The organism is Cedecea sp. FDAARGOS_727, from assembly GCF_012273235.1.
GTDB classification, from domain to species: domain Bacteria; phylum Pseudomonadota; class Gammaproteobacteria; order Enterobacterales; family Enterobacteriaceae; genus Cedecea; species Cedecea davisae.
This window is the reverse complement of sequence record NZ_CP050966.1, coordinates 3,982,126-4,006,370: the sequence shown is the minus strand read 5'-3', so window position 1 is coordinate 4,006,370 and position 24,245 is coordinate 3,982,126. Positions and strand designations below refer to the sequence as shown.

The following is a 24,245-nucleotide window of genomic DNA, read 5'->3' as shown; positions in this document are numbered from 1 at the left end:
ATGATCCTCGCATAAAAAAAAAGGCCGGCTCGGTGCCGGCCCTTAGCGGGATTATAGCGGGTCAACCTTCAGACAGGAAACCGCGTGGCGGAAACTGCCTTCCAGCACCGGACGCGTTTTAGCGCATTCCGGCCCGGCAATCGGGCAGCGCGTACGGAACACGCAGCCTGAAGGCGGGTTGATAGGCGACGGCAATTCACCTTCCAGCAGCTGGATAGTTTTGTTCTTCTCCAGGTCCGGGTCGGGAATAGGCACAGCCGACATCAGCGCTTTGGTGTAAGGGTGCAGCGGGTTGTGGTAAACCTCGTCGTAGGTGCCGAGCTCTACCGCATGGCCGAGGTACATGACCAGCACGCGGTCAGAAATATGCTTAACTACCGCCAGGTCGTGGGCGATGAAGATAAGCGACAGGCCCATTTCGCGCTGCAGTTTTTGCAGCAGGTTAACCACCTGCGCCTGAATCGACACGTCCAGAGCGGAAACCGGCTCATCACAGATGATAAGCTTAGGCTCAAGGATAAGCGCGCGGGCAATCCCGATACGCTGACACTGGCCGCCGGAGAACTCGTGCGGATAGCGGTTCACCAGGTTCGGCAGCAGGCCGACTTTCATCATCATCGCCTTTACGCGGTCACGGACTTCCTGACGCGGCATTTTAGGATGATAAGTCAGCAGCGGCTCGGCGATAATATCCCCGATGTTCATACGCGGGTTCAGGGACGCCAGCGGATCCTGGAAAATCATCTGGATGTCGCTACGCACGTCGCGCCACTCTTCCGGCTTCATTCCCAGCAGATCTTTACCCAGCCAGGCCACCCGGCCTTCGGTCGCTTTTACCAGGCCGATGATGGCGCGAGCAAAAGTCGATTTACCGCAGCCGGACTCGCCCACCACGCCGAGGGTTTCCCCTTCGTACAGGCGCAGCGTTACGCCGTCCACGGCTTTCAGGGTTTTTGAAGGCTGCCAGAACCACTGTTTACCGTCTTTAATATCAAAGTGAACCTTTAGATCGGCAATTTCTAACAGAACTTTTCTCTCATCTGCAACGGTGCTCATACTAATTCCTCCACCGGTCTAAAGCAGGCGCGCAGGCGGCCTTCACCAAATTGCTCCAGTGGCGGAGCGCTATTACAAGCTTCCATTGCGAACTGGCAGCGAGGCTGGAACGGGCAGCCTTGCGGCAGGCGCAGCAGGTTCGGCGGGTTGCCGGGAATAGTCAGCAGCGCTTCCCCTTCGGCATCCAGACGCGGCACCGCGTTCAGCAGGCCAATAGAGTAAGGGTGTACCGGCTGGTAGAACACATCCCGGGCTTTGCCGTATTCCATGGTGCGCCCAGCATACATCACCAGCACTTTATCGCAGATACCGGCTACCACGCCCAGGTCGTGGGTGATCATGATGATCGCGGTATTAAACTCGCGCTTCAGCTCGTTGAGCAGCGTCATTATCTGCGCCTGAATGGTAACGTCCAGCGCGGTAGTTGGCTCATCGGCAATCAGCAGTTTTGGACGACACAGCAGCGCCATAGCAATCATCACGCGCTGGCGCATACCGCCGGAAAATTCGTGCGGGAACATACGCATGCGCTTACGCGCTTCCGGCATTTTTACCGCATCCAGCATGCGCACGGACTCTTCAAACGCTTCCGCTTTGCCGAGTTTTTTGTGCAGCATCAGGACTTCCATCAGCTGATCGCCCACCCGCATATACGGGTTCAGGGACGTCATCGGGTCCTGGAAAATCATCGAGATTTGCTCGGCGCGCAGGCGGTTGAGCTGCGACTCCGGCAGGTTGAGGATCTCTTTGCCGTTGAATTTAGCCGAGCCGCCGATGCGGCCGTTAGCCGCCAGCAGGCCCATCAGCGCAAACGCGGTCTGGGATTTACCTGAACCGGACTCACCCACGATGCCCAGTGTTTCACCGGCACGCAGGCTGAAGTTGAGGTCATTGACCGCCGTTACGTCACCGTCAGGCGTTCCAAAGGTTACGCGCAAGTCTTTAACGTCGAGCAGCGCCCCGGATGTGTTCAGTGGAGTGGCCACCGCAGAGGTTTCAATTGTACTCATGGAGGACTCCTTAACGATCTTTCGGGTCGAGGGCATCACGCAGGCCATCGCCGATAAAGTTAAAACAGAACAGCGTAATCACCAGGAAGCCTGCCGGGAACAGCAGCAGCCACGGTGAAACCTCCATGGAATTGGCGCCATCGCTTAACAACGCGCCCCAGCTGCTCAGCGGCTCCTGGGTACCCAGACCGAGGAAGCTCAGGAAAGATTCGAACAGGATCATGCTCGGCACCAGCAGCGAAGCATAAACCACCACCACGCCCAGCACGTTCGGCACGATATGGCGCAGCACGATATTGATGGTAGATACCCCGCCAACGTGGGCCGCTTCGATAAACTCTTTGCGTTTCAGGCTCAGGGTCTGGCCGCGCACGATACGCGCCATATCCAGCCATGAAACCATGCCGATAGCCACGAAGATAAGCAGGATGTTTTGCCCGAAGAAGGTCACCAGCAGAATAACGAAGAACATGAACGGGAAGGAGTTCAGGATCTCCAGCAGGCGCATCATTACCGAGTCGGTTTTGCCGCCGAGGTAACCCGCCAGGCAGCCGTAAAGCGTCCCGACGACAACGGCCACCAGCGCCGCTGCAACACCCACCATCAGTGAGATACGCCCCCCGATGGCTACGCGAACCAGCAGGTCACGGCCCGATGAGTCGGTGCCGAAGTAGTGCCCGGATGCCATATCAGGCGCCGCGGACATCATGCCCCAGTCGGTATCAAAGTAGGTAAATTGCGACAGAAACGGAGCCAGCGCCACGAATAACGCAATCAGCACCAGCACAACCAAACTGGTGATTGCCGCGCGGTTATGGATAAAACGGCGACGCGCATCCTGCCACAGGCTGCGGCCTTCAACTTCCAGTTTTTCACTGAAGTTTTCCAGCGCCTCGCTGTTTTTCTTAGTCAACATTATGGCCACTCCAGCTTAGTAACGGATTTTCGGATCGATAACGGCGTACAGCACGTCAACAATCGCGTTGAACAGAATCGTCAGCGCACCGACCAGAATGGTCAGGCTGAGAACCAGTGAGTAGTCACGGTTCAGCGCTCCGTTTACAAACAGCTGGCCGATACCCGGCAAACCATAAATCGTTTCAATAACCATTGAACCGGTGATTATCCCCACAAATGCTGGCCCCAGGTAGGAAAGTACCGGCAGCAGAGCGGGTTTCAGCGCATGGCGCAGTACGATGCGGCGCATCGGCAGGCCTTTAGCGCGGGCGGTACGGATAAAGTTCGAGTGCAGAACTTCAATCATCGAGCCGCGGGTAATACGCGCGATGCTGGCGATGTAGGCCAGGGATAAGGCAATCATCGGCAGTATCATGTACTTCGGCGCCCCACCGTTCCAGCCCCCTCCGGGAAGCCACTTCAGGGTGATGGCGAATATCAATACCAGCAACGGAGCCACCACGAAGCTGGGGATAACCACCCCCGTCATCGCAAAGCCCATTACCGTGTAATCCCATTTGGTGTTTTGATTAAGTGCCGCGACTACGCCCGCCGTTACGCCCAGCACGATGGCAAAGATGAAGGCGGCTGCGCCTAATTTCGCGGAAACCGGGAAGCTGGAAGCCACCAGGTCGTTCACAGAATAATCTTTGTATTTAAACGACGGCCCAAAGTCCCCGTGCGCCAGCTGTTTTAAATAGCTGAAATACTGGGTCGTAATAGGATCGTTCAGGTGATACTTCGCTTCAATATTCGCCATCACTTCCGGCGGCAGCGTACGTTCGCCGGTAAAAGGGCTACCCGGTGCGAGACGCATCATAAAGAAGGAGATCGTTATAAGAATAAAGAGTGTCGGAATTGCTTCCAGACAACGACGTAGAATAAATTTCAACATTGCCCGTACCTTCTGGCCTGTGCCTTTGCAGTGCGATGTAAATAAGACACGATGGGGCAAGACTGAGCCACCGGCCGCAGCCGGTGAGCCCTGCCCCACGAATTGCCATTAATGTTTGATAATGTACAAGTCTCTGACGTAGACATTATCCAGCGGGTCTTTACCGGTATAACCACCTACCCACGGCTTAACCAGGCGGGCGTTAACGTAGTAGTAAACCGGAACGATTGCTGAGTCTTTATCAAGCTGCTGCTCTGCTTTGTCGTACAGCGCAGTACGCTGAGCTTCGTCAGTCACCTGCAGAGTATCGGCAATGATTTTGTCGAACGCCGGGCTCTTATAGTGAGCGGTGTTGTTCGAGCTGTCGGACAGCATGGTATTCAGGAAGGAGGTCGGTTCGTTGTAGTCCGCACACCAGCCAGCACGCGCCACGTCGAAGGTTCCCTGATGACGGGTATCCAGGAAGGTTTTCCATTCCTGGTTTTCCAGCTTGACGTTCACACCCAGGTTTTTCTGCCAGATGGAAGCCACGGCGATAGCCAGCTTCTTGTGCAGATCAGAGGTGTTGTACAGCAGGTTGAAGGTCAGCGGTTTGTCTTTGGTGTAACCCGCTTCGGCCAGCAGTTTCTTAGCTTCTTCGTTACGTTTTTCCTGAGACCAGGTGAACCACTCTGGTTTGGTCAGTTTCGCGCCATCGGTATACGGTGGGGTGTAGCCGTAAGCAGGCAGGTCACCCTGGTTTTTCACTTTATTTACGATGATGTCACGATCCAGGCCCAGTTTCAGCGCGGTACGTACACGAGCGTCGGTAAACGGTGCTTTCTGGTTATTGATCTCGTAGTAATAGGTGCACAGATACGGATCGGCGTGTACTTCAGTTGGGATCTCTTTCTTCAGCTTCTGGAACAACTCAATCGGCAGGTTGTTATAAGTCATGTCGATTTCGCCGCTGCGGTAGCGGTTTACGTCGGTAACTTCAGAAGAGATTGGCAGGTAGGTCACCTGGTTAATAACGGTTTTTTTGTTATTCCAGTAGTCGGTGTTACGCACCAGAACAATACGTTCGTTAACAACCCAGTCTTTTACTTTATAAGCACCGTTGGTCACGATGTTTGCTGGCTGAGTCCATTTGTCGCCGAATTTTTCAATGGTTGCTTTAGGAACCGGAGAAACGGACGGGTGAGTCAGCAGCTTGTAGAAATAAGGAACCGGCTCGCTAAGAGTCACTTCCAGAGTATTTGCGTCGATGGCTTTTACGCCCAGATCGCTGGTTGGTTTTTTACCGGCGATGATATCGTCGATATTAGCGAGGTGGCCGTATTGCAGGTAGCTTGCGTACGGGGAAGCGGTTTTCGGGTCAGCCAGGCGCTGCCAGCTGTAAACGAAGTCCTGAGCGGTAACAGGTTCGCCGTTAGACCATTTAGCGTCTTTACGCAGGTGGAAGGTCCAGACTTTAAAGTCTTTGTTATCCCATGACTCGGCAACGCCGGCGGTTGGGTGACCCTGCAGGTCGGTAACCAGCAGACCTTCAAACAGGTCGCGGCTGATGTTGGACTCCGGCACGCCTTCAATTTTGTGCGGGTCCAGAGATTGTGGTTCTGAACCGTTGTTACGAACCAGGTCTTGCTTCTCTGCCAGTTGAACACCCGCCGGGACGTCAGCCGCCATAGCGACATTGCCGGCAATTAGCGCAGTTAAAATGCCTGCTGCAATCAGGCTTTTTTTAGTGATGTTTGTCATTGTGTTGGTACTCCACTCATTATAATTACCGGCCCGAAAGCCGGCCTCTTCCCCTTGGGGTCCCTTACAGCGCAGGAGCGTTAAGCGTCCGTAGGGAATACTGCTTTTACTTCTCGCTATCACCGACTTTATTTTCGGGCCGTTCGATACGACAGCCTCATTACGTCGATTCTGTTATGCCGCCGATTGCGTGGTCGACGGCCGGTTGTTCGTTATCGCGATAGGCATGATTACGCTGCGTAATCATTCTCATCTGCAAAAGAAACTTTTTTCAGCGAATTGTTTTGCCCGGAAAGTATCAAAAGCTTCAGATACCCGCCAATACAATTTGCAAATTTGTTAACCATTTCTCTTTTATGGAGAGATTGTGGGGGAAGCGACGCTTAATAAGCTGCAACAGTAACTCACGCATAATCTTTATAATCATGGAGTTACTATGACATCGCCTCATCAGGAGGGAAGAACATGACTCACCTGCTACACCACTCACAAAAAATTAACAATTGGTTATTTTTTAGCACATTCCTCTGCGGGAAGGCATGAATTACTAATATCATCTCAATAAACCCGCAGCAAGCCTGATTGCATAACGGCGGCTAAATATAATTTCAATCGCCACTTTTATGTACAGCCTGTTACAAGGTCAACGGCTAATTAGCGGTTTTCCAAAGCATTTTCTTATGAATGATTCGCATATGCTTTTGCGCAAATGGAGCAATGTTTATTTGAATTTTTTATCTATAGAGAGAAAAAAAGCAGAATAGAGATTCTGCTTTTTCATTTGAAAGGGGCAGTCGAATTAACTTACTAAGCCGGGGAAAATGGCTTTCACGCCGGTAACAATAAATTCGATGCCGAGCGCCATTAAAAGCAGGCCCATGATACGGGTGATGACGTTGATGCCGGTTTGGCCGAGCATGCGCACCAGCCACGGAGCAATGCGGAACAGCAACCAACAGCTGAAGGCAAACAGCGCAATAGCAATAGAGAAACCGAGCAGATGAGCCCAGTTATGGTAGCGGCTTCCCCATACGATGGTGGAGCTGATTGCCCCCGGCCCCGCCATTAAAGGTAGCGCCAGCGGTACCACGCCCACGCTCTCGCGAATTGCGCTTTCCGACTTCTCCTGCTTGTTTTGTTTATCCTCGCCCAGTTTGCCGCTGATCATCGACATGGCGATGGTCACCACCAGAATGCCGCCGGCAATGCGGAACGAATCAATTGAAATGCCAAATACCTGCAAAATGCCATCACCAAGAAACAGCGAGGTCCAGAGAATAATGGCGACGGAAAGGTTGGCGGTGAGGTTGGTTTTATTTCTTGCAGCCGCGCTCTGATAGCTGGTCATGCTGATAAAGACAGGAATAATTCCTACCGGGTTGACCAGGGCAAACATCCCGATAAAAAACTTAATATAGGTTGGCAAGTCAAAAAAGGATTGGGCCACGCAAGACTCCGCAAATGAACAAAGCAAAAGCAGGCGTAATGTAATGGAAAACCGCCCCCGCCGCCACGCTATTTCCCTGCATAATCGACTGCCCTGACAACTAATTTTAGCAGCCAGGCAAACTGTTACCCGAATGTTGAAAATATGGTAACGTGAGTTGTCGCCGTTGTGACTAAAATTTTAATGATTTTTCAAACACCTGGATACTGTTAGCTGAAAGGTGTCAGCATGAGATACTTGTGATGTAGATCACGAAAAATCTACTCAGAAGTGGGTACTCTTGGGGTCACCTGAAGAGCAGAAATAATATCTCCAGCGGCTTATTCAGGGTCAGGCTCTTTTAGTAAATCAGCGGACGATTTGAGTATTTACACGGTCACTTTTTGTCTTAACACGCAACCTGTTGCCTGCTGACTATACTGTCGACTCGCGCAGCTTATTTACTAAAAGAGTTTAACATTATCAGGAGAGCATTATGGCTGTAACTAATGTCGCGGAACTGAACGCCCTCGTAGAGCGCGTAAAGAAAGCCCAGCGTGAATATGCCAACTTTACTCAAGAGCAAGTCGACAAAATTTTCCGAGCTGCCGCCCTGGCCGCTGCCGACGCTCGAATCCCACTTGCAAAATTAGCCGTTGCCGAATCCGGCATGGGTATTGTCGAAGATAAAGTGATTAAAAACCACTTTGCTTCCGAATATATCTACAACGCCTATAAAGATGAAAAAACCTGCGGTGTGCTGTCTGAAGATCACACCTTCGGTACCATCACTATCGCTGAACCTATCGGTATCATCTGCGGTATCGTGCCAACCACCAACCCAACCTCTACCGCTATCTTCAAATCTTTAATCAGCCTGAAGACCCGTAACGCCATCATCTTCTCGCCACACCCGCGTGCTAAAGATGCAACCAACAAAGCAGCGGATATCGTGCTGCAGGCTGCAATCGCTGCCGGTGCACCGAAAGACCTGATCGGCTGGATCGATCAACCTTCCGTAGAACTGTCCAACGCTCTGATGCACCACCCGGATATCAATATGATTCTGGCAACCGGTGGCCCGGGCATGGTTAAAGCGGCCTATAGCTCCGGTAAACCTGCTATCGGCGTTGGCGCGGGTAACACCCCGGTTGTGGTTGACGAAACTGCCGACATCAAACGTGCTGTCGCGTCTATTCTGATGTCCAAAACCTTCGATAACGGCGTTATCTGTGCTTCTGAACAGTCCGTCATCGTGGTTGACTCTGCTTATAACGCAGTGCGCGAGCGCTTCGCTACCCACGGCGGCTACCTGCTGCAGGGTAAAGAGCTGAAAGCCGTTCAGGACATCATCCTGAAAAATGGCGCGCTGAATGCCGCAATCGTGGGCCAGCCTGCTGCCAAAATTGCTGAGCTTGCAGGTTTCACCGTCCCGGCTGACACCAAAATTCTGATTGGCGAAGTTTCAGTTGTTGACGAGTCCGAACCGTTCGCTCACGAAAAACTGTCTCCGACGCTGGCAATGTACCGCGCCAAAAACTTCGAAGACGCCGTGGTTAAAGCGGAAAAACTGGTAGAGATGGGCGGTATCGGCCATACATCTTGCCTGTATACCGACCAGGACAACCAGCCTGAGCGCGTGAAGTTCTTCGGCGACAAAATGAAGACTGCACGTATCCTGATTAACACCCCGGCTTCTCAGGGTGGTATCGGTGACCTGTATAACTTCAAACTGGCCCCTTCCCTGACGCTGGGCTGTGGTTCATGGGGTGGTAACTCCATCTCTGAAAACGTGGGTCCGAAGCACCTGATCAACAAGAAAACCGTTGCTAAGCGAGCTGAGAACATGTTGTGGCATAAACTTCCGAAATCTATTTACTTCCGCCGTGGCTCCCTGCCAATTGCGCTGGACGAAGTGATTACTGATGGCCACAAACGTGCGCTGATCGTCACCGACCGCTTCCTGTTCAACAACGGCTACGCGGACCAGATTACCTCTGTTCTGAAAGCCGCTGGCGTTGAAACCGAAGTGTTCTTTGAAGTTGAAGCTGACCCAACGCTGACCGTTGTTCGCAAAGGCGCAGAGCTGGCTAACTCCTTTAAACCAGACGTGATTATCGCCCTGGGCGGCGGCTCCCCGATGGATGCTGCTAAAATCATGTGGGTGATGTACGAACATCCTGAAACCCACTTCGAAGAACTGGCGCTGCGCTTTATGGACATCCGTAAACGTATCTACAAGTTCCCGAAAATGGGCGTGAAAGCGAAAATGATCGCGGTCACCACCACCTCCGGTACCGGTTCTGAAGTTACGCCGTTTGCGGTTGTAACCGACGATGCAACCGGCCAGAAATATCCGCTGGCAGACTACGCGCTGACCCCGGATATGGCGATTGTTGATGCCAACCTGGTTATGGACATGCCTAAGTCCCTGTGCGCATTCGGCGGTCTTGATGCCGTGACTCACGCCCTGGAAGCTTACGTTTCTGTTCTGGCGAGCGAGTTCTCTGACGGCCAGGCTCTGCAGGCGCTGAAACTGCTGAAAGAAAACCTGCCGGCTTCTTATAATGAAGGTTCTAAAAACCCGGTCGCTCGCGAACGTGTTCACAACGCGGCAACCATCGCCGGTATCGCGTTTGCTAACGCCTTCCTGGGCGTGTGCCACTCAATGGCTCACAAACTGGGTTCTCAGTTCCACATTCCTCACGGTCTGGCGAACGCCCTGCTGATCTCCAACGTTATCCGCTATAACGCGAATGACAACCCAACCAAGCAGACTGCTTTCAGCCAGTACGACCGCCCTCAGGCACGTCGTCGCTACGCTGAAATCGCCGACCATCTGGGTCTGACCGCTGCGGGCGACCGTACTGCGGCTAAGATTGAGAAACTGCTGGCCTGGCTGGACACCATCAAAGCTGAACTGGGTATTCCTAAATCTATCCGTGAAGCTGGCGTGCAGGAAGCTGACTTCCTGGCCCACGTTGATAAGCTGTCTGAAGACGCATTCGATGACCAGTGTACCGGCGCTAACCCGCGCTATCCGCTGATTTCCGAGCTGAAACAGATCCTGCTGGATACTTTCTACGGACGTGAATACGTAGAAGGCGCGGCAGCAAAAGAAGCCGCTCCGGCAGCTAAAGCAGACAAGAAAGCGAAGAAAACCGCTTAATCGCCTCTGCCTTAAATAACAAACCCGCCGAAAGGCGGGTTTTTTTATTGCTAAATAATCATTACAGACGCCAATGAGGCATTAAATACAGAAACTGAGGCTATCCCCCAATCACTCTTTTAACGCCCCTGAAGCTCCTGTAGAGAGCCTTTAGCCAGCGCCTCTTTATAATGCTTGCGGCAGACGGATACATAGCGCTCATTGCCGCCAATCACGACCTGCTCACCTTCATTATAAGGCCGCCCGGATTGGTCAAGGCGTAATACCATGCTGGCCTTACGCCCGCAGAAGCAAATAGTTTTCAGCTCAACAAGCTTATCTGACAGCGCCAGAAGATACTGGCTGCCGCTGAACAGCTCGCCGCGAAAATCCGTGCGCAGCCCGTAGCATAAAACCGGAATATCTAAATCATCAACCACGTCAGATAAAGCGTATACCTGCTCTTTGGTTAAAAACTGACTCTCATCTACCAGCACGCAGTGGACCGGAGCGGACTCCTGCTCGGCACGAATATCGGCAAATAAGTCTGTCGCCTGGTTATAAAGTTTTGCAGGGGATGACAGGCCTATACGCGAGCTGACTTTGCCAACCCCAAAACGATTATCGATCTCTGCGGTATACACCAGAGTACGCATCCCTCTTTCCTGGTAATTGTAGGAAGATTGAAGCAGTGCCGTTGATTTCCCCGCGTTCATTGCAGAGTAGTAAAAATAGAGTTGAGCCATTGCGTCTTTAGCCTGAATCAAAATGTAAATATTGTTGCTGGCGATTGTACCACAGCTCCAGGAGGCTGGGGATTCCCGATTTCCTTGCTAAACATCAGGATTAATAACATCAGATATATTAATAATAGCCGCCGCCGACCTGCCTATTAGTAAGCGTTTATCTGAGCAAAAAGCCCTTAACAGAGCAGGTTACGGCTTTTTTATCGCCAACCGGAGTAATTGTTCAGCCACTCAATTATTATAAATTGTAAACAGTCGCTAAGACCCATAACCATTAATAAGCAGCAGGAATAATTGATGATTAATGCGAAATTTTTATCTTTTCTACTCGCTAACAACCCCTGCGAGCACAAGGGTTGTTGTCTAAAATTTGAGTCTCAAAGCGCCATTTTCTGTGACCTGGCAGGCGAAAATTAAGTTAACCAAATTTAAACCATCGCATATATATCAGCAAATTTTGAATTCCTTACATTCACGGCTATTGCAGAACTTAATTTAACGCTCTATTATTAGCTCAAACGTCACCCCCCAATAATAAGTTTGAGATTACTAAAATGAGCGAAGCACTTAAAATTCTGAACAACATCCGTACTCTTCGTGCCCAGGCAAGAGAATGCACCCTGGAAACTCTGGAAGAGATGCTGGAAAAATTAGAAGTTGTAGTTAACGAACGTCGCGAAGAAGAAAACGCGGCAGCCGCTGAAATTGAAGAGCGTACCCGTAAACTGCAGCAATACCGCGAAATGCTGATTGCTGACGGTATTGACCCGAACGAACTGCTGAACAGCATCGCTGCTGTTAAATCTGCAGGCAAAGCTAAACGCGCTGCACGTCCGGCTAAATATCAGTACATCGATGAAAACGGCGAAACCAAAACCTGGACTGGCCAGGGCCGTACTCCAGCAGTAATCAAAAAAGCAATGGAAGAGCAAGGTAAAAAGCTGGAAGATTTCCTGATCTAATTACCTTCAGTGCTGCTTATTAAGATCCCGCTTCGGCGGGATTTTTATTTTCAGTCCCCGGACAACACAAACTGCCCCTCCCCCGAAGGCCAGGCATGACGCGGCCTGCATTTGTTATTAACTCGAGGATGCCAATATTTTTTGATTCAACACCCGTCGGCAACTGCTGTTGCTTTCCTGCGTTAATCATAAACTTATGGATAAAATCGATTTATCGTTCTAAAGGCTAATCCTTTTCTTAGCTCCGATATAACCCATAAGAATTATCCGAGCCAGGCAGGATATTACTGCATAAAGTTGGATGGACGGGATAACGTAGCCAGGCCACCGCCACGACCATAGCCTTAGGTTTAACGTAAGTTTCTTTACTTTTATTTCTCTCTCCCTCAATACGCCCCTATTAACTCGCGGCGTGGAATGCCGTCCCCCCTTTTGTTTAACACGCTCCCCAACCCTGGCAGGAAACCCCGACAGATTAAATAATGAACACACCTATCCCAGAGCAGTATTTCATTTGAAACGGCCACGTCCGGGCTATGTTTGACAAGATAGTAAACCAAAGGCCGAAATTAAGCGTAGAAGCGCTCAGGAGAGGTTTAAACGGAGCAGGAATAACAGAAGTGGTTAACACGTTACCGGCAGCATACAGATACTTAAGCGTTTCTGTAGTGCCGGTAACTATAAATAACGTCAGAACGGGTTATTTAAGCAATACTGATGGAAGCGCCGCGGCCAATCGCATAATAGACGAAGCCACGCTTATTCAATCTCTCAGGGTCATACAGGTTACGACCATCAAAGATAACCGGCTGTTTCAGAGACTTCTTAATCAACTCGAAGTCCGGCGCTTTAAAACTTTGCCATTCGGTACAGACCACCAGTGCATCGGCCCCCTGTAAAGCGGCCTCTTTAGTTCCCATCAGCCTGAAATCACTGCGGTGACCATAAATACGCTGGGCCTCATCCATCGCCTCAGGGTCGAATGCCTGCACTTCAGCACCGCGCGCCCATAAATACTCGATAAGCACCCGGCTTGAAGCCTCGCGCATATCATCGGTATTTGGCTTAAAGGAAAGTCCCCATAGCGCGAAAGTTTTCCCTTTGAGATCATCGCCAAAATAGCGGGTCACAAATTCAGGAAGCTTTTGCTTCTGCGCGTAGTTCACTTCTTCCACCGCCTGCAGAATGCGCGGCGTGTAGCCAATCTGCTCTGCGGTGCGAATCAGCGCCTGTACGTCTTTAGGGAAACAGGAACCGCCATAACCGCAGCCGGGATAGATAAAGCTGTAGCCGATACGGGAATCAGAGCCGATACCCATACGCACTTTCTCTATATCCGCGCCCAGACGTTCCGCCAGGTTGGCAATCTCGTTCATAAAGCTGATTTTGGTCGCCAGCATGCAGTTAGCCGCATACTTGGTCAGCTCCGCGCTGCGGATGTCCATCAGGATCATTCGGTCATGATTGCGGTTAAACGGCTCGTACAGCTCGCGTAGCAGATCGATGACTTCTTCGTTATCCGTCCCGACAACGATGCGTTCAGGACGCATACAGTCAGAAACCGCGGCGCCTTCTTTAAGGAACTCGGGGTTAGAGACCACGTCGAACCCGATCTCAACGCCACGCGCCTTGAGGGTTTCAGCCATTACCGCACGAACTTTATCTGCCGTGCCAACCGGCACCGTAGATTTGTCGATAACAACTTTATGCGAGTCCATATGCTGAGCAATAGTACGGGCTACGGCGGTCACATATTTTAAATCGGCAGAGCCGTCTTCGTCAGGCGGCGTGCCTACGGCGATATACTGCATTTCGCCGTGATGAACGCCCTGTTCAGCGTCGGTGCTGAACTGCAGGCGCCCTTCTTCAAAATTCTTTTTTACCAGCGGAGTCAGGCCGGGTTCAAAGATAGGGATTTCACCTTTTTTAAGGTTTTCCACTTTCTTTGCGTCCACGTCGATGCACATAACATCGTGCCCGACGTCGGCGAGTACGGCAGCCTGCACCAGGCCAACGTAGCCAATACCAAATACGGTAACTTTCATCTTACCATCCTGCGTTGAATTGAATTATTTCTTCGCGCCAACGGTGGCTTCCAGCCAGGTTTTAAAGTCTTCGCCCAGCGTCTTATGACGAATACCGTACTCAACAAACGCCTGCATATAGCCCAGTTTGTTGCCGCAATCGTGGCTTACGCCTTTCATGTGATAGGCTTCAACGGTCTCTTTATCCATCAGCATGGCGATAGAGTCAGTCAGCTGAATCTCGTCCCCTGCGCCCGGAGGCGTTTTCGCCAGCAGCGGCCAAATATCGGCGCTCAGCACGTAGCGACCCACAACCGCCAGGTTAGATGGCGCAACGTCTGCTTTTGGTTTTTCGACGATGCCAACCATCGGCACGCTATCGCCTGCAGAAAGCGCGGCGCCTTTACAGTCAACTACGCCGTAAGCGGTAACGTCGGCAACTGGCTCAACCATAATCTGGCTGTGGCCCGTTGTATCAAAACGGCGGATCATTTCGGCCAGGTTATCCTGGGAAAGATCGGATTCGAATTCATCGAGGATAACGTCCGGCAGAATAACCGCTACCGGCTCGTCGCCCACAACCGGGTGTGCGCACAGCACCGCGTGGCCGAGGCCTTTAGCCAAACCCTGACGCACCTGCATGATGGTAACGTGCGGCGGGCAGATGGACTGAACTTCTTCCAGAAGCTGGCGTTTAACGCGCTTCTCAAGCATCGCTTCCAGCTCAAAACTGGTATCGAAATGGTTTTCGATGGAGTTTTTAGAAGAGTGGGTAACCAGCACGATTTCGGTAATACCGGCGGCGATACATTCATTAACGACATACTGAATCAGCGGTTTATCAACCAGCGGCAGCATCTCTTTTGGAATTGCCTTTGTTGCCGGCAACATGCGCGTTCCCAATCCCGCAACCGGGATAACAGCTTTCGTTACTTTAGAATTAATGGCAGCCATTGAAAAACCTCCAGGACTGTTCAAGTTTCACACTTGTCGTCAATTTAAAAACGCGGTTGAGTATATCAGCTTAAAAACAAAAACCGCCCCTGTTTACCCCAGCAGCGGTTAATTTAAGACAAATACGATTAGGTTGAGCGCGATATTACCACCACGCTGCTTACAGAAGAAAAGCTAAATGTAATCAGTTGTTCCGCTGTTTATTCTGCGGACAGCATCAGCCGTAAGCGGCCTCCGGAACCCCACACCTGGCACTGCCAGGCGGCGCTGCGCTGGCTGATTTGGTTGAGGTAGGTGTTACCCAGCGTACCAAGCGGCACCCCATTGCTGACCTGAATTTGGTGTTCTCCGGTATTTAACGTGGCATTAAGCCCGGCGGAAACAAGGATAAGGTTTTTTAATCCGCTGTGATAATAACCAACCATTAAAGGAAATTGCCCGCTGAGGTTTGCCTGGCGCAATAGCTGATTGACCTGTTTAAGTAAATTTCCTAATTCCGGAAGGCGTTGCCCGTGATGAGAAAGTTGTTCCTGCAATAGCCCGTTGAATAACGCGCGTAACAACAGCGCGGCTAATACACCGTTATCTCCGGCGCGGGTAACATCGAGGCAATAAAAAGCTAAGTCATTATCCGAAAGTGGTGCAATATCGAGCACCAGCCCCGGCTGATCGACCGAGATAAGCTGGCGATAATTTATCCTGCAATGCGATATCATTTGCTGAACAGGCGGCTGCAGCTCCTGTAATAGTTTAGAAGCCGCCTGGGGGTCCTGCACCAGGGCGTCCCAGTCCTGAAACAGCCGCTCTTCTTCTTCCACACGGGAATTAAACATGGTCGGGTAGAGGCAGGATAAAACGGTGTCTTTTAACCGATTAAGATCTTTAATCGGTTTCAGCAAGACATCCTGCACTCCAAGACGCAGCGCCTGCGCGATATCGGACATATTTTCGGTAGCAGAAATCACTAAGATAGGCGTCTGGTCGCCTTCATTACGAATGTGCTCCACCAGCTCAAGGCCGTTCATTCTCGGCATGGCTAAATCGCAAATCAGCAAATCCACTGAATGGCCGGCGAGTTTCTCCAGAGCATCCACGCCGTCCCATGCCAGATGGGTCATTCCACCAAGTGAAGTCAGATAGCTGTCCAGCAGGGAGCGGAAAACCGGCTCGTCTTCAACAATGAGGATCTGTTTTCCTTCCAGCGGCTGGCTCATGCGCACTCCCCTGCCCGACAATAATTAAATAGTGGCACGGTATTGCAACAAGCGCCTGTAAGAATCGCCTGAAGCCGTAACTTATACATGAGTACGAACCAGCGGTAGAAGCTCATCCATCTTTTTCTCAACCGCGAGACTGCCCGCTGCAATCGCTTCAGATGCGCGGTGAAAGTCGAGCGTGGAAATTTGCGGGCAAAACGGCTGTAAAAGAATATCGGGCGGGTCTCCCGCCATACGGTTACGCTTGAGGCGATTTTCCAGCACCTGAATAGAGGTCGTCATTATTTCCATTGCCGTTGGCGTCACGTTAGCCCGGCGGGAGGTCATTTTCCCTAACCGTTCGCGCAAACGGCCACGCCAGTTTGTGGCCTGCGGGTGATTATCCTCGCTGGACGGCGTCATATTCACCGAGAGTAAATCCTGCTGCATCAGGTGCGCATCGTGCTGTAGATCAACGGCTATCACAATATCGGCCCCCAGCGCGCGGGTTAATGAAACGGGCACAGGGTTCACAATAGCGCCATCCACCAGCCAGTAGCCGTTGTGGGCAACGGGCGACAGTAAACCCGGCATGCTGCAAGAGGCGCGAACGGCCTGGTGCAAATCGCCTTCGGTAAACCAGAGTTCTCGCCCGGTGCTAAGATTGGTAGCCACCGCGCCGAAACGCAGGCCGCAGCCTTCAATCATCGTTTCAGGGATAACATGGCGGATATTATTGAACACCCGCTCGCCTCGCAGCAGGCCGCCGCGACGCCAGGAAAGATCCATCAGCCGCAACACGTCCCAGTAGCTAAATGAGCGAACCCAACGCTCCATTACCGGCAGGCGCTGGCTCGCATAGGCAGCGCCCACCAGCGCACCTACGGAGCAACCTGCCACGACATCAATCTGGATCCCTGCTTTTTTTAACGCATTGATAACGCCAATGTGCGCCCATCCTTTTGCAGCACCCGACCCTAATGCCAGGCCGATCTTTACCTGTCTCATCACGCCTCGGTCAATCTTCCCCGGTAATCACTCCGTGACGCCAACGCCACTGCTCAGTTAACATAACCGCTGCCGTAGTGTTATTGACGCCGTTTATATTTTTTCCTGGAGATGCAATGTTGCAACTTTGTCCATGTGGCAGCGGTCTGGAGTATAGCTTATGTTGCCAGCCTTACCTAAGCGCCGGCCAGCATCCGCAACGTCCGTCACAGCTTATGCGCTCTCGTTATACCGCTTTCGTCCTACAAGATGCGGACTATCTGGTTTCCAGCTGGCATGAGAGCTGCCGCCACCCCACGTTTAAATCAGAAATATCCGGCGGTTTTGGCTCCACCGAATGGCTTGGCCTTACCGTCTATGAAGAAGCCGAAGGCAGTAACGAAAACGAAGGATATGTCAGCTTTGTTGCCCGTTTTAATGAAAACGGCAAGCAAAGCGCGATAATCGAACGTTCACGCTTCGTCAGAGAAAATGGCCGGTGGTACTATATAGACGGCCAGCGGCCTCAGTTTGGTCGTAATGACCCCTGCCCTTGCGGCTCAGGTAAAAAATATAAAAAATGCTGCGGATGATAGCCTTCGCCGCCTAACAGCATTATTGTTTGCAAACACCGTTCAACAGGATTTACCACTTCATGCAGGCATTACAACGTAAAGTTCTCCGCACTATCTGCCCCGATCAGAAGGGGTTGATCGCACGAATCACTAATATTTGCTACAAGCACGAACTCAATATCGTTCAGAATAACGAATTCGTCGATCATCGCACCGGGCGCTTTTTCATGCGTACCGAGCTGGAAGGCATTTTCAACGACACCACGCTGCTGGCCGACCTCGACAGCGCATTACCGGAAGGCTCCATTCGCGAATTAACGCCTGCGGGCCGCCGCCGCATCGTCATTCTGGTCACCAAAGAAGCTCATTGCCTGGGCGACTTGCTGATGAAGGCCAACTATGGCGGGCTGGATGTAGAAATCGCCGCGGTCATCGGCAACCACGAAACGCTGCGCACCTTAGTGGAACGTTTTGATATTCCGTTCCAGCTGGTCAGCCACGAAGGCATGACGCGTGAAGAGCACGACACGTTGATGGCCGACGCCATTGCCGCCCACAATCCGGATTACGTGGTGCTGGCGAAATACATGCGTGTGCTGACGCCTGAATTTGTCTCCCGCTTCCCGAACCAGATTATCAATATTCACCACTCGTTCCTGCCTGCCTTTATCGGCGCGCGCCCGTACCATCAGGCATATGAACGCGGAGTGAAGATTATCGGCGCCACCGCGCATTACGTTAACGATAATCTCGATGAAGGCCCAATCATCATGCAGGACGTTATCCACGTCGACCACACCTATACCGCAGACGATATGATGCGCGCAGGCCGTGACGTAGAGAAAAACGTGCTCAGCCGCGCGCTGTACGAAGTGCTGGCGCAGCGGGTCTTCGTTTACGGCAACCGCACCATTATTCTGTAATCACCCGGAAAATGAATTGTTTAGCTTTACGGCGTTACGAGTAAAAAAACGGCAAACGATTCATTTTCTTAAAGTGAAAGCTTTACAGCGGCGCTTCATTTGATATGATGCGCCCCGCTTCCCGCAAGGAAGCAGGCCAGTAAAAGCATTGCCCCAGGCGGGGTTCCCGAGCGGCCAAAGGGAGCAGACTGTAAATCTGCCGTCATCGACTTCGAAGGTTCGAATCCTTCCCCCGCCACCATTCAATACGCAGTAAAGCAGCAATAATCAGTACCACGCTCAAAGTATCATACCCCTGGCGGGGTTCCCGAGCGGCCAAAGGGAGCAGACTGTAAATCTGCCGTCATCGACTTCGAAGGTTCGAATCCTTCCCCCGCCACCATCTCTCAGAAAAACACCAAACTTTCAAATCTATAAAATATTCTCATATTCCCGTTGGGGAAGGACGAGAAGCTTCGACTAAGGTTCGACTCACGCCAGTGAGAACGCGCACTGCGCGATCATCCTTCCCCCGCCACCCTCTCTCAGAAAAAACCAAATCAAACCAGCAAACCATTCCTGACATAATCCAAACTGCGTTATGCTATTCCGGCTATTGTTCGGAGAAATTAAGATGTCCGTTATAAAAGAATTCAACGCCTGCATGACCACTTTCTGGCACCAGCATCAGGCAGAGCTCTATCATTTCTTGCTCGCCAGAACCGCCAGCCCGGACCAGGCAGCCGATATGATGCAGGAGCTTTTCCTTAAGGCACGAGCCACCCCGGACACATTTTGCGATATGGCGCATTCGCTCGCCTGGTTATACCGGGCTGCCAGAAATATGCTGATTGACCAACATCGCCTGAAAAAAGAGTTCACCGGACTAACGGACGACATGCCGCAGTCTCTGTCAGACACCGATCCCGTCGCTCAGCTTGAACGTTGCCTGCCTGAAACGCTCCAGGCAATGCCCGAGGACGAAGCCTGGCTGATTGAGCAATACGATATCTTTGGCCGCCCTCAACAGCACCTGGCGGACGAGCTGAATATAACGCTTGCGGCACTGAAATTCCGCCTTTTACGAGCCAGAACCCGGTTAAGAGAAAAGCTGATTGAGCTATGCGAAATCGAACCGGACGGCGGCTCTGCCGTTTGCTGTCATAAAAATATGAATTAATCGCGCATCCTTTCCGCCATTCATTCGTTTACCTCATTGCCACACTTCGTGGCTAAACATTGAGGCAAACACTATGTCCCGTATTGAAATCTTTGAAGCTGCCGGCTGCTGCGCTACCAGTGGCGTGACGGTCCAGGACTCCGCCCTGCAGTGGAACGCAGATCTCCAATGGGCCAGGCAGAACGGTATTAGCATTCAGCGCTATAGCCTGGCAAAAAACCCACAGAGTTTTATTACCAATCCGCTAGCTCAGGCGTTTCTTAACAGCGCCGGGCCAGGCGCTCTGCCCCTCATCTTGCTTGATGGTGCTCAGGTTATGGCCGGTCAACTCCCGAGCCGTGCGGATCTCGCCCGCTGGGCGGACGTCCCTTTCAGTCAGGACTGGGACGATGACCGCGCCATACCAGCCTGCTGTAACATTCCCCGCCTGCCTTAACTTTCCCGGAGATAATGATGAACATTTCTTTTCTAAAAGACATTCCCCAGTTTATTTTTTTCACCGGCAAAGGCGGCGTTGGCAAAACGTCGCTGGCCTGCTCAACGGCGGTCTGGCTGGCTGACCAGGGCAAAAAAACCTTACTGGTCAGCACCGACCCCGCTTCCAACATAGCGCAGGTGTTCAACCAGCCGATCGGTCACCGAATTACCGGAATCAGCCAGGTCCCGCCGTTGGATGCAATGGAAGTTGATCCGATGGCCGCCGCCCAGGCCTACCGCGACCGGGTGCTTGACCCGGTACGAGACCAAATGCCGGCCGATGTTGTCAGCAGTATTGAAGAGCAGCTTTCCGGCTCCTGCACCACCGAAATAGCCGCTTTCGATGAATTCACCGCCCTGCTAACAAGCGCTGAACTGCGTGAGAAATACCAGCATATCGTGTTCGACACCGCGCCTACAGGACACACCATCCGCATGCTTGAGCTGCCGGGAGCCTGGAGCGGCTATCTCGACGCCAACCCGGATGCCGCCGCAAATCTCGGACCGCTTGTCGGGCTGGAAAAACAGCAGCATCAATATGCCAACGCGGTGAAAGCCCTGTCGGACGCCGCTCTTACCAGGCTGGTGCTGGTCGCCAGAGCGCAAACATCGACGCTAAAAGAGGTGGCGCACACCCATGATGAACTCTATCAGCTTGGCCTGAAACACCAACATCTTGCGATAAATGGCGTGCTTTCTCCTCTGGCAGAACAGGCCGATCCTTTGGTGCGAAGCATCCTGGCCCGGGAAGAAAAAGCACTGCACGAGATGCCGACTAATTTGGCAAGCCTGCCGCGAACAGAACTCCCGCTAAAAGCGTTTAATCTGGTTGGTGTGGAAGCGCTCAGGGCATTACTTACGGAAGATAGCGGTGAAATCAAGCCACATACTGCGCCTGACGCCGACGGCCAAATAGCGCTCCCGGCGCTATCAACTCTGGTGGATGAACTTAGCCAGTCCGGCAAAGGTCTGGTGATGACCATGGGCAAAGGCGGAGTAGGGAAAACCACCGTAGCCGCCTCGATTGCCGTTTCTCTGGCAAAACGCGGCCATAAAGTACACCTGACAACCTCTGATCCCGCAGCACATCTTTCTTATACTCTGGCCGACTCAATACCCGGCCTGGTCGTGAGCCGTATCGATCCTAAAGTCGAGACGGAACGCTATCGCCGTTTCGTTCTTGATAACCAGGGGAAAACGCTCGATGCCGCAGGCCGGGCTGTGCTGGAAGAAGATCTTCGCTCTCCCTGTACCGAAGAGATTGCGGTATTTCAGGCCTTCTCCCGCATTATCAAACAGGCGGAAGACAGTTTTGTGATTATGGATACCGCCCCCACCGGGCACACGCTGCTGCTGCTCGATGCTACCGGCGCCTACCATAAAGAAATGGTGAGGCAGATGGGCCAGTCGGAAGAGCGAATGATCACCCCGATGATGCAGCTCCAGGATCCCACACGGACAAAAGTTATTATCGTCACGCTTGCCGAGACCACTCCGGTGCTTGAGGCAGTGAACCTGCAAAACGACCTCCGCCGGGCCAGAATTGAACCATGGGCATGGGTTATTAATAATAGTATCGCCGCAGCCAGGCCTTCCTTCCCGCTGTTAAAAGCCAGGGCGGGTAATGAGCTGCCGCTTATCCGGGAGGTCAAAGAGACTCATGCCGGGCGTGTAGCGCTGGCACCGCTACAAAGTGAAGAACCCATCGGCATAGCGTTATTACAGAAAATGGCCGAATAGCCTAATCGAAATACGGACTCAGAAGTCTGAGTCCGTCGCTTAAGAAGGACATCCAGGCATGGATCAGGACCCCAGTCGCCGGCCTTTTTCATCTACTACACGCTCGCCGTCCTCTTTGTTAAACGCCCCGGTTTGCCCCGCAGGCAAAATATCCAGCACTTTCTCGGACGGCCGGCAAAGCCGGGTTCCCAGCGGCGTGACGACAATCGGGCGATTAATCAGAATCGGATATTGCAGCATAAAATCAAGAAGCTGCCGGTCGGTAAATTTATCCTCCTCCAGCCCCAGGGTTTCGTAAGGCTCCACGTTTTTACGCAGCAGTTCGCGTACCGTAATGCCCATATCGGCAATCAACTTTCTGAGTTCCTCGACTGAGGGCGGCTGTTCCAGATAATAGATAATCTTTGGCTGTTCGCCGCTATTGCGGATCATCGCCAGCGTATTGCGGGACGTCCCGCACTCCGGGTTGTGATAAATCGTTACGTTGCTCATAGCCCTGCCCGTTAATGAGTAAAGGAGAGACGCAGCGTCAGCGCGGCAAGCGTCACCAGCAGCACCGGTAGCGTCATCACTATTCCGGTGCGGAAGTAGTAGCCCCAGCTTATGGTCAGCTGCTTTTGGGAAAGCACATGCAGCCAGAGCAGCGTGGCAAGGCTGCCGATAGGGGTAATTTTAGGGCCGAGATCGCAGCCAATAACGTTGGCATAAATCATCGCCTCTTTAATCACGCCGCTGGCGCTGCTTCCGTCGATTGAAAGCGCTCCAATCAGAACTGTAGGCATATTATTCATCACCGACGACATGAAAGCCGTCAGGAAACCGGTGCCCAGCGTTGCCGTCCACAGGCCTTTTTCCGCCAGCCAGTTCAGCACGCCGGAGAGCTGTTCGGTCAAACCGGCATTGCGCAGGCCGTAGACCACCAGATACATGCCCAGCGAGAAGATAACGATTTGCCAGGGCGCGCCGCGCAGCACTTTCCCGGTAATGATTGCCTGCCCTCTTTTCGCCACCACAAACAGAACCAACGCTCCGGCCGCCGCAATCGCGCTAACCGGCACGCCAAGCGGCTCCAGAACAAAAAAGCCCACCAGCAGCAGTACCAGCACTACCCAGCCGGTGATAAAAGTCGCCGGATCTTTAATTGCCTTAGCGGGCGTCTTCAGCAGCGTGAGGTCATAAACCGGCGGAATATCCTTGCGGAAAAACAGATGCAGCATGATAAGCGTCGCAACAATCGCGGCTATGTTGACCGGCACCATGACAGAAGCATATTCGGTAAACCCGAGATGGAAGAAATCCGCCGAGACGATATTCACAAGGTTGGAAACGATCAGCGGCAGGCTCGCCGCGTCGGCGATAAAACCCGCGGCCATTACAAACGCAAGCGTCGTCCCTTTGCTGAATCCCAGCGCCAGCAGCATCGCTATCACGATTGGCGTCAGGATCAGCGCTGCGCCATCGTTGGCAAACAGCGCCGCGACCGCCGCGCCGAGTAGCACTATCCAGGTAAATAGCAGCCGTCCTCGCCCGTTCCCCCAGCGGGAAACATGTAGCGCCGCCCACTCAAAAAAGCCCGATTCATCCAGCAACAGGCTGATAATAATTACCGCGATAAAGGTGGCGGTCGCGTTCCAGACGATGTTCCATACCACAGGAATATCGGCGAAGTGCACCACGCCGCTAGCCAGCGCCAGCCCCGCGCCTAGCAGCGCGCTCCAGCCGATCCCCAGCCCTTTCGGCTGCCAGATAACCAGCACAATGGTCAGAATAAAAATTGCCGCTGCCAAAAACATCCTGCCTCCCGTCAACGCCGTGAAAATCCGACGCAAACACATATGAAAAAACAAATATGATTAAATAAATTTTTTACCGGCAAAGCGCCATAGAACCGTCGGCTTCGACGCGCTTCAGCCGCGCCAATACGTCCTGCCCCTGGCCCTGCCAGGCCTGCTCAATCACCGCCGCGGCCCAGGCCGGCATATGGGGCGAGAGGCGATAGTAAATCCACTTTCCTTCGCGCCTGTCCAGCAGCAGCCCGCCTTCACGCAGCATCGCAAGATGGCGGGAAACCTTGGGTTGTGATTCCTGAAGCACGGCGGTTAATTCGCAGACACAAAGCTCATTCTTAGCCTTGAGCATCAAAACGATCGCCAGCCGCGTTTCGTCAGATAAGTTTTTAAAAAGCTGTAACGGCGTCAACGTGGACATAAACCTGACCTCATGGATTAACCCCGCCATGGTAAACCCGAAGCAAGGAATGTCAATAAACA

The 24,245-nt window shown here is 52.4% G+C and carries 21 protein-coding genes and 2 tRNA genes; 9 read left to right on the top strand and 14 right to left on the bottom strand.

Annotation, left to right across the window (positions count from 1 at the left end; all coding sequences use genetic code 11):
* Positions 1 to 51 precede the first annotated feature (51 nt).
* From oppF to FOC35_RS18890, 6 genes are all read right to left on the bottom strand, one after another.
* Positions 52 to 1,056, bottom strand: coding sequence for a murein tripeptide/oligopeptide ABC transporter ATP binding protein OppF (gene oppF / locus FOC35_RS18915; RefSeq protein ID WP_016536724.1), 1,005 nt, complete (start codon positions 1,054 to 1,056; stop codon positions 52 to 54).
* Positions 1,053 to 2,066: an ABC transporter ATP-binding protein gene (locus tag FOC35_RS18910; RefSeq protein WP_172569814.1), complete on the bottom strand. Its 1,014-nt coding sequence runs from the start codon at positions 2,064 to 2,066 to the stop codon at positions 1,053 to 1,055. Before FOC35_RS18910 ends, oppF begins: the two co-directional genes overlap by 4 nt.
* 10 nt (positions 2,067 to 2,076) lie before the next feature.
* Positions 2,077 to 2,985 (bottom strand): oligopeptide ABC transporter permease OppC, encoded by a 909-nt coding sequence (gene oppC, locus FOC35_RS18905; RefSeq protein ID WP_172570403.1) that lies wholly within the window; start codon positions 2,983 to 2,985, stop codon positions 2,077 to 2,079.
* Positions 2,986 to 2,997: 12 nt separating this feature from the next.
* Positions 2,998 to 3,918, bottom strand: a complete 921-nt coding sequence (gene oppB / locus FOC35_RS18900) for an oligopeptide ABC transporter permease OppB (protein ID WP_016536727.1) — start codon at positions 3,916 to 3,918, stop codon at positions 2,998 to 3,000.
* A gap of 108 nt (positions 3,919 to 4,026) precedes the next feature.
* The gene (oppA, locus tag FOC35_RS18895) at positions 4,027 to 5,658 is read right to left on the bottom strand and encodes an oligopeptide ABC transporter substrate-binding protein OppA (RefSeq protein ID WP_016536728.1); all 1,632 of its coding nucleotides are present in this window, start codon (positions 5,656 to 5,658) and stop codon (positions 4,027 to 4,029) included.
* A gap of 799 nt (positions 5,659 to 6,457) precedes the next feature.
* Positions 6,458 to 7,105, bottom strand: coding sequence for a YchE family NAAT transporter (locus FOC35_RS18890; protein WP_172569813.1), 648 nt, complete (start codon positions 7,103 to 7,105; stop codon positions 6,458 to 6,460).
* 475 nt (positions 7,106 to 7,580) lie between these two features.
* Here FOC35_RS18890 and adhE point away from each other — a divergent pair, with 475 nt between their 5' ends.
* Positions 7,581 to 10,253 carry a bifunctional acetaldehyde-CoA/alcohol dehydrogenase gene (gene adhE / locus FOC35_RS18885; RefSeq protein ID WP_016536734.1) on the top strand — a complete coding sequence of 891 codons (2,673 nt, stop codon included), beginning with the start codon at positions 7,581 to 7,583 and terminating at the stop codon, positions 10,251 to 10,253.
* 119 nt (positions 10,254 to 10,372) lie between these two features.
* Here adhE and tdk read toward each other — a convergent pair whose 3' ends face one another.
* The gene (tdk, locus tag FOC35_RS18880) at positions 10,373 to 10,978 is read right to left on the bottom strand and encodes a thymidine kinase (protein ID WP_172569812.1); all 606 of its coding nucleotides are present in this window, start codon (positions 10,976 to 10,978) and stop codon (positions 10,373 to 10,375) included.
* 554 nt (positions 10,979 to 11,532) lie between these two features.
* Between tdk and hns the strand changes: the two genes are divergently transcribed.
* Positions 11,533 to 11,940, top strand: coding sequence for a histone-like nucleoid-structuring protein H-NS (gene hns / locus FOC35_RS18875; RefSeq protein WP_016536737.1), 408 nt, complete (start codon positions 11,533 to 11,535; stop codon positions 11,938 to 11,940).
* A gap of 704 nt (positions 11,941 to 12,644) precedes the next feature.
* Here the strand turns inward: hns and FOC35_RS18870 are convergent.
* The 4 genes from FOC35_RS18870 to rssA all read right to left on the bottom strand — a co-directional run bounded on the left by FOC35_RS18870 (position 12,645) and on the right by rssA (position 17,122).
* Entirely contained in the window at positions 12,645 to 13,985 is a 1,341-nt protein-coding gene (locus tag FOC35_RS18870) for a UDP-glucose/GDP-mannose dehydrogenase family protein (RefSeq protein WP_172569811.1), read from the bottom strand.
* A 24-nt stretch (positions 13,986 to 14,009) separates the two neighbouring features.
* Positions 14,010 to 14,918 (bottom strand): UTP--glucose-1-phosphate uridylyltransferase GalU, encoded by a 909-nt coding sequence (gene galU, locus FOC35_RS18865; protein ID WP_016536741.1) that lies wholly within the window; start codon positions 14,916 to 14,918, stop codon positions 14,010 to 14,012.
* A 200-nt stretch (positions 14,919 to 15,118) separates the two neighbouring features.
* A complete protein-coding gene (rssB, locus tag FOC35_RS18860; RefSeq protein ID WP_172569810.1) occupies positions 15,119 to 16,132 on the bottom strand; it encodes a two-component system response regulator RssB in 1,014 nt (337 codons plus the stop codon).
* Between the two features lie 81 nt (positions 16,133 to 16,213).
* Positions 16,214 to 17,122: a patatin-like phospholipase RssA gene (gene rssA, locus FOC35_RS18855; protein WP_172569809.1), complete on the bottom strand. Its 909-nt coding sequence runs from the start codon at positions 17,120 to 17,122 to the stop codon at positions 16,214 to 16,216.
* A gap of 116 nt (positions 17,123 to 17,238) precedes the next feature.
* Here rssA and FOC35_RS18850 point away from each other — a divergent pair, with 116 nt between their 5' ends.
* The 7 genes from FOC35_RS18850 (at position 17,239) to arsA (ending at position 21,975) form a co-directional block, all read left to right on the top strand.
* Complete coding sequence (locus FOC35_RS18850; protein ID WP_172569808.1) at positions 17,239 to 17,694, top strand: YchJ family protein; 456 nt, start codon at positions 17,239 to 17,241, stop codon at positions 17,692 to 17,694.
* A gap of 62 nt (positions 17,695 to 17,756) precedes the next feature.
* Positions 17,757 to 18,599, top strand: a complete 843-nt coding sequence (gene purU, locus FOC35_RS18845; protein WP_016536746.1) for a formyltetrahydrofolate deformylase — start codon at positions 17,757 to 17,759, stop codon at positions 18,597 to 18,599.
* A 156-nt stretch (positions 18,600 to 18,755) separates the two neighbouring features.
* A tRNA-Tyr gene (locus tag FOC35_RS18840) sits at positions 18,756 to 18,840 on the top strand.
* 56 nt (positions 18,841 to 18,896) lie between these two features.
* Positions 18,897 to 18,981, top strand: a tRNA-Tyr gene (locus FOC35_RS18835).
* 231 nt (positions 18,982 to 19,212) lie between these two features.
* The gene (locus tag FOC35_RS18830) at positions 19,213 to 19,758 is read left to right on the top strand and encodes a sigma-70 family RNA polymerase sigma factor (RefSeq protein WP_172569807.1); all 546 of its coding nucleotides are present in this window, start codon (positions 19,213 to 19,215) and stop codon (positions 19,756 to 19,758) included.
* Between the two features lie 73 nt (positions 19,759 to 19,831).
* Positions 19,832 to 20,194, top strand: a complete 363-nt coding sequence (locus tag FOC35_RS18825) for an arsenic metallochaperone ArsD family protein (protein WP_016536748.1) — start codon at positions 19,832 to 19,834, stop codon at positions 20,192 to 20,194.
* A gap of 17 nt (positions 20,195 to 20,211) precedes the next feature.
* Positions 20,212 to 21,975, top strand: a complete 1,764-nt coding sequence (arsA, locus tag FOC35_RS18820; protein ID WP_305792501.1) for an arsenical pump-driving ATPase — start codon at positions 20,212 to 20,214, stop codon at positions 21,973 to 21,975.
* A gap of 63 nt (positions 21,976 to 22,038) precedes the next feature.
* Here the strand turns inward: arsA and arsC are convergent, their stop codons facing one another.
* From arsC to FOC35_RS18805, 3 genes are all read right to left on the bottom strand, one after another.
* Positions 22,039 to 22,467, bottom strand: a complete 429-nt coding sequence (gene arsC / locus FOC35_RS18815; RefSeq protein ID WP_016536750.1) for a glutaredoxin-dependent arsenate reductase — start codon at positions 22,465 to 22,467, stop codon at positions 22,039 to 22,041.
* 11 nt (positions 22,468 to 22,478) lie between these two features.
* Positions 22,479 to 23,768: an arsenic transporter gene (locus FOC35_RS18810; RefSeq protein WP_172569806.1), complete on the bottom strand. Its 1,290-nt coding sequence runs from the start codon at positions 23,766 to 23,768 to the stop codon at positions 22,479 to 22,481.
* 73 nt (positions 23,769 to 23,841) lie between these two features.
* Positions 23,842 to 24,183, bottom strand: coding sequence for a metalloregulator ArsR/SmtB family transcription factor (locus FOC35_RS18805; RefSeq protein WP_172569805.1), 342 nt, complete (start codon positions 24,181 to 24,183; stop codon positions 23,842 to 23,844).
* Between the last annotated feature and the right edge of the window lie 62 nt (positions 24,184 to 24,245).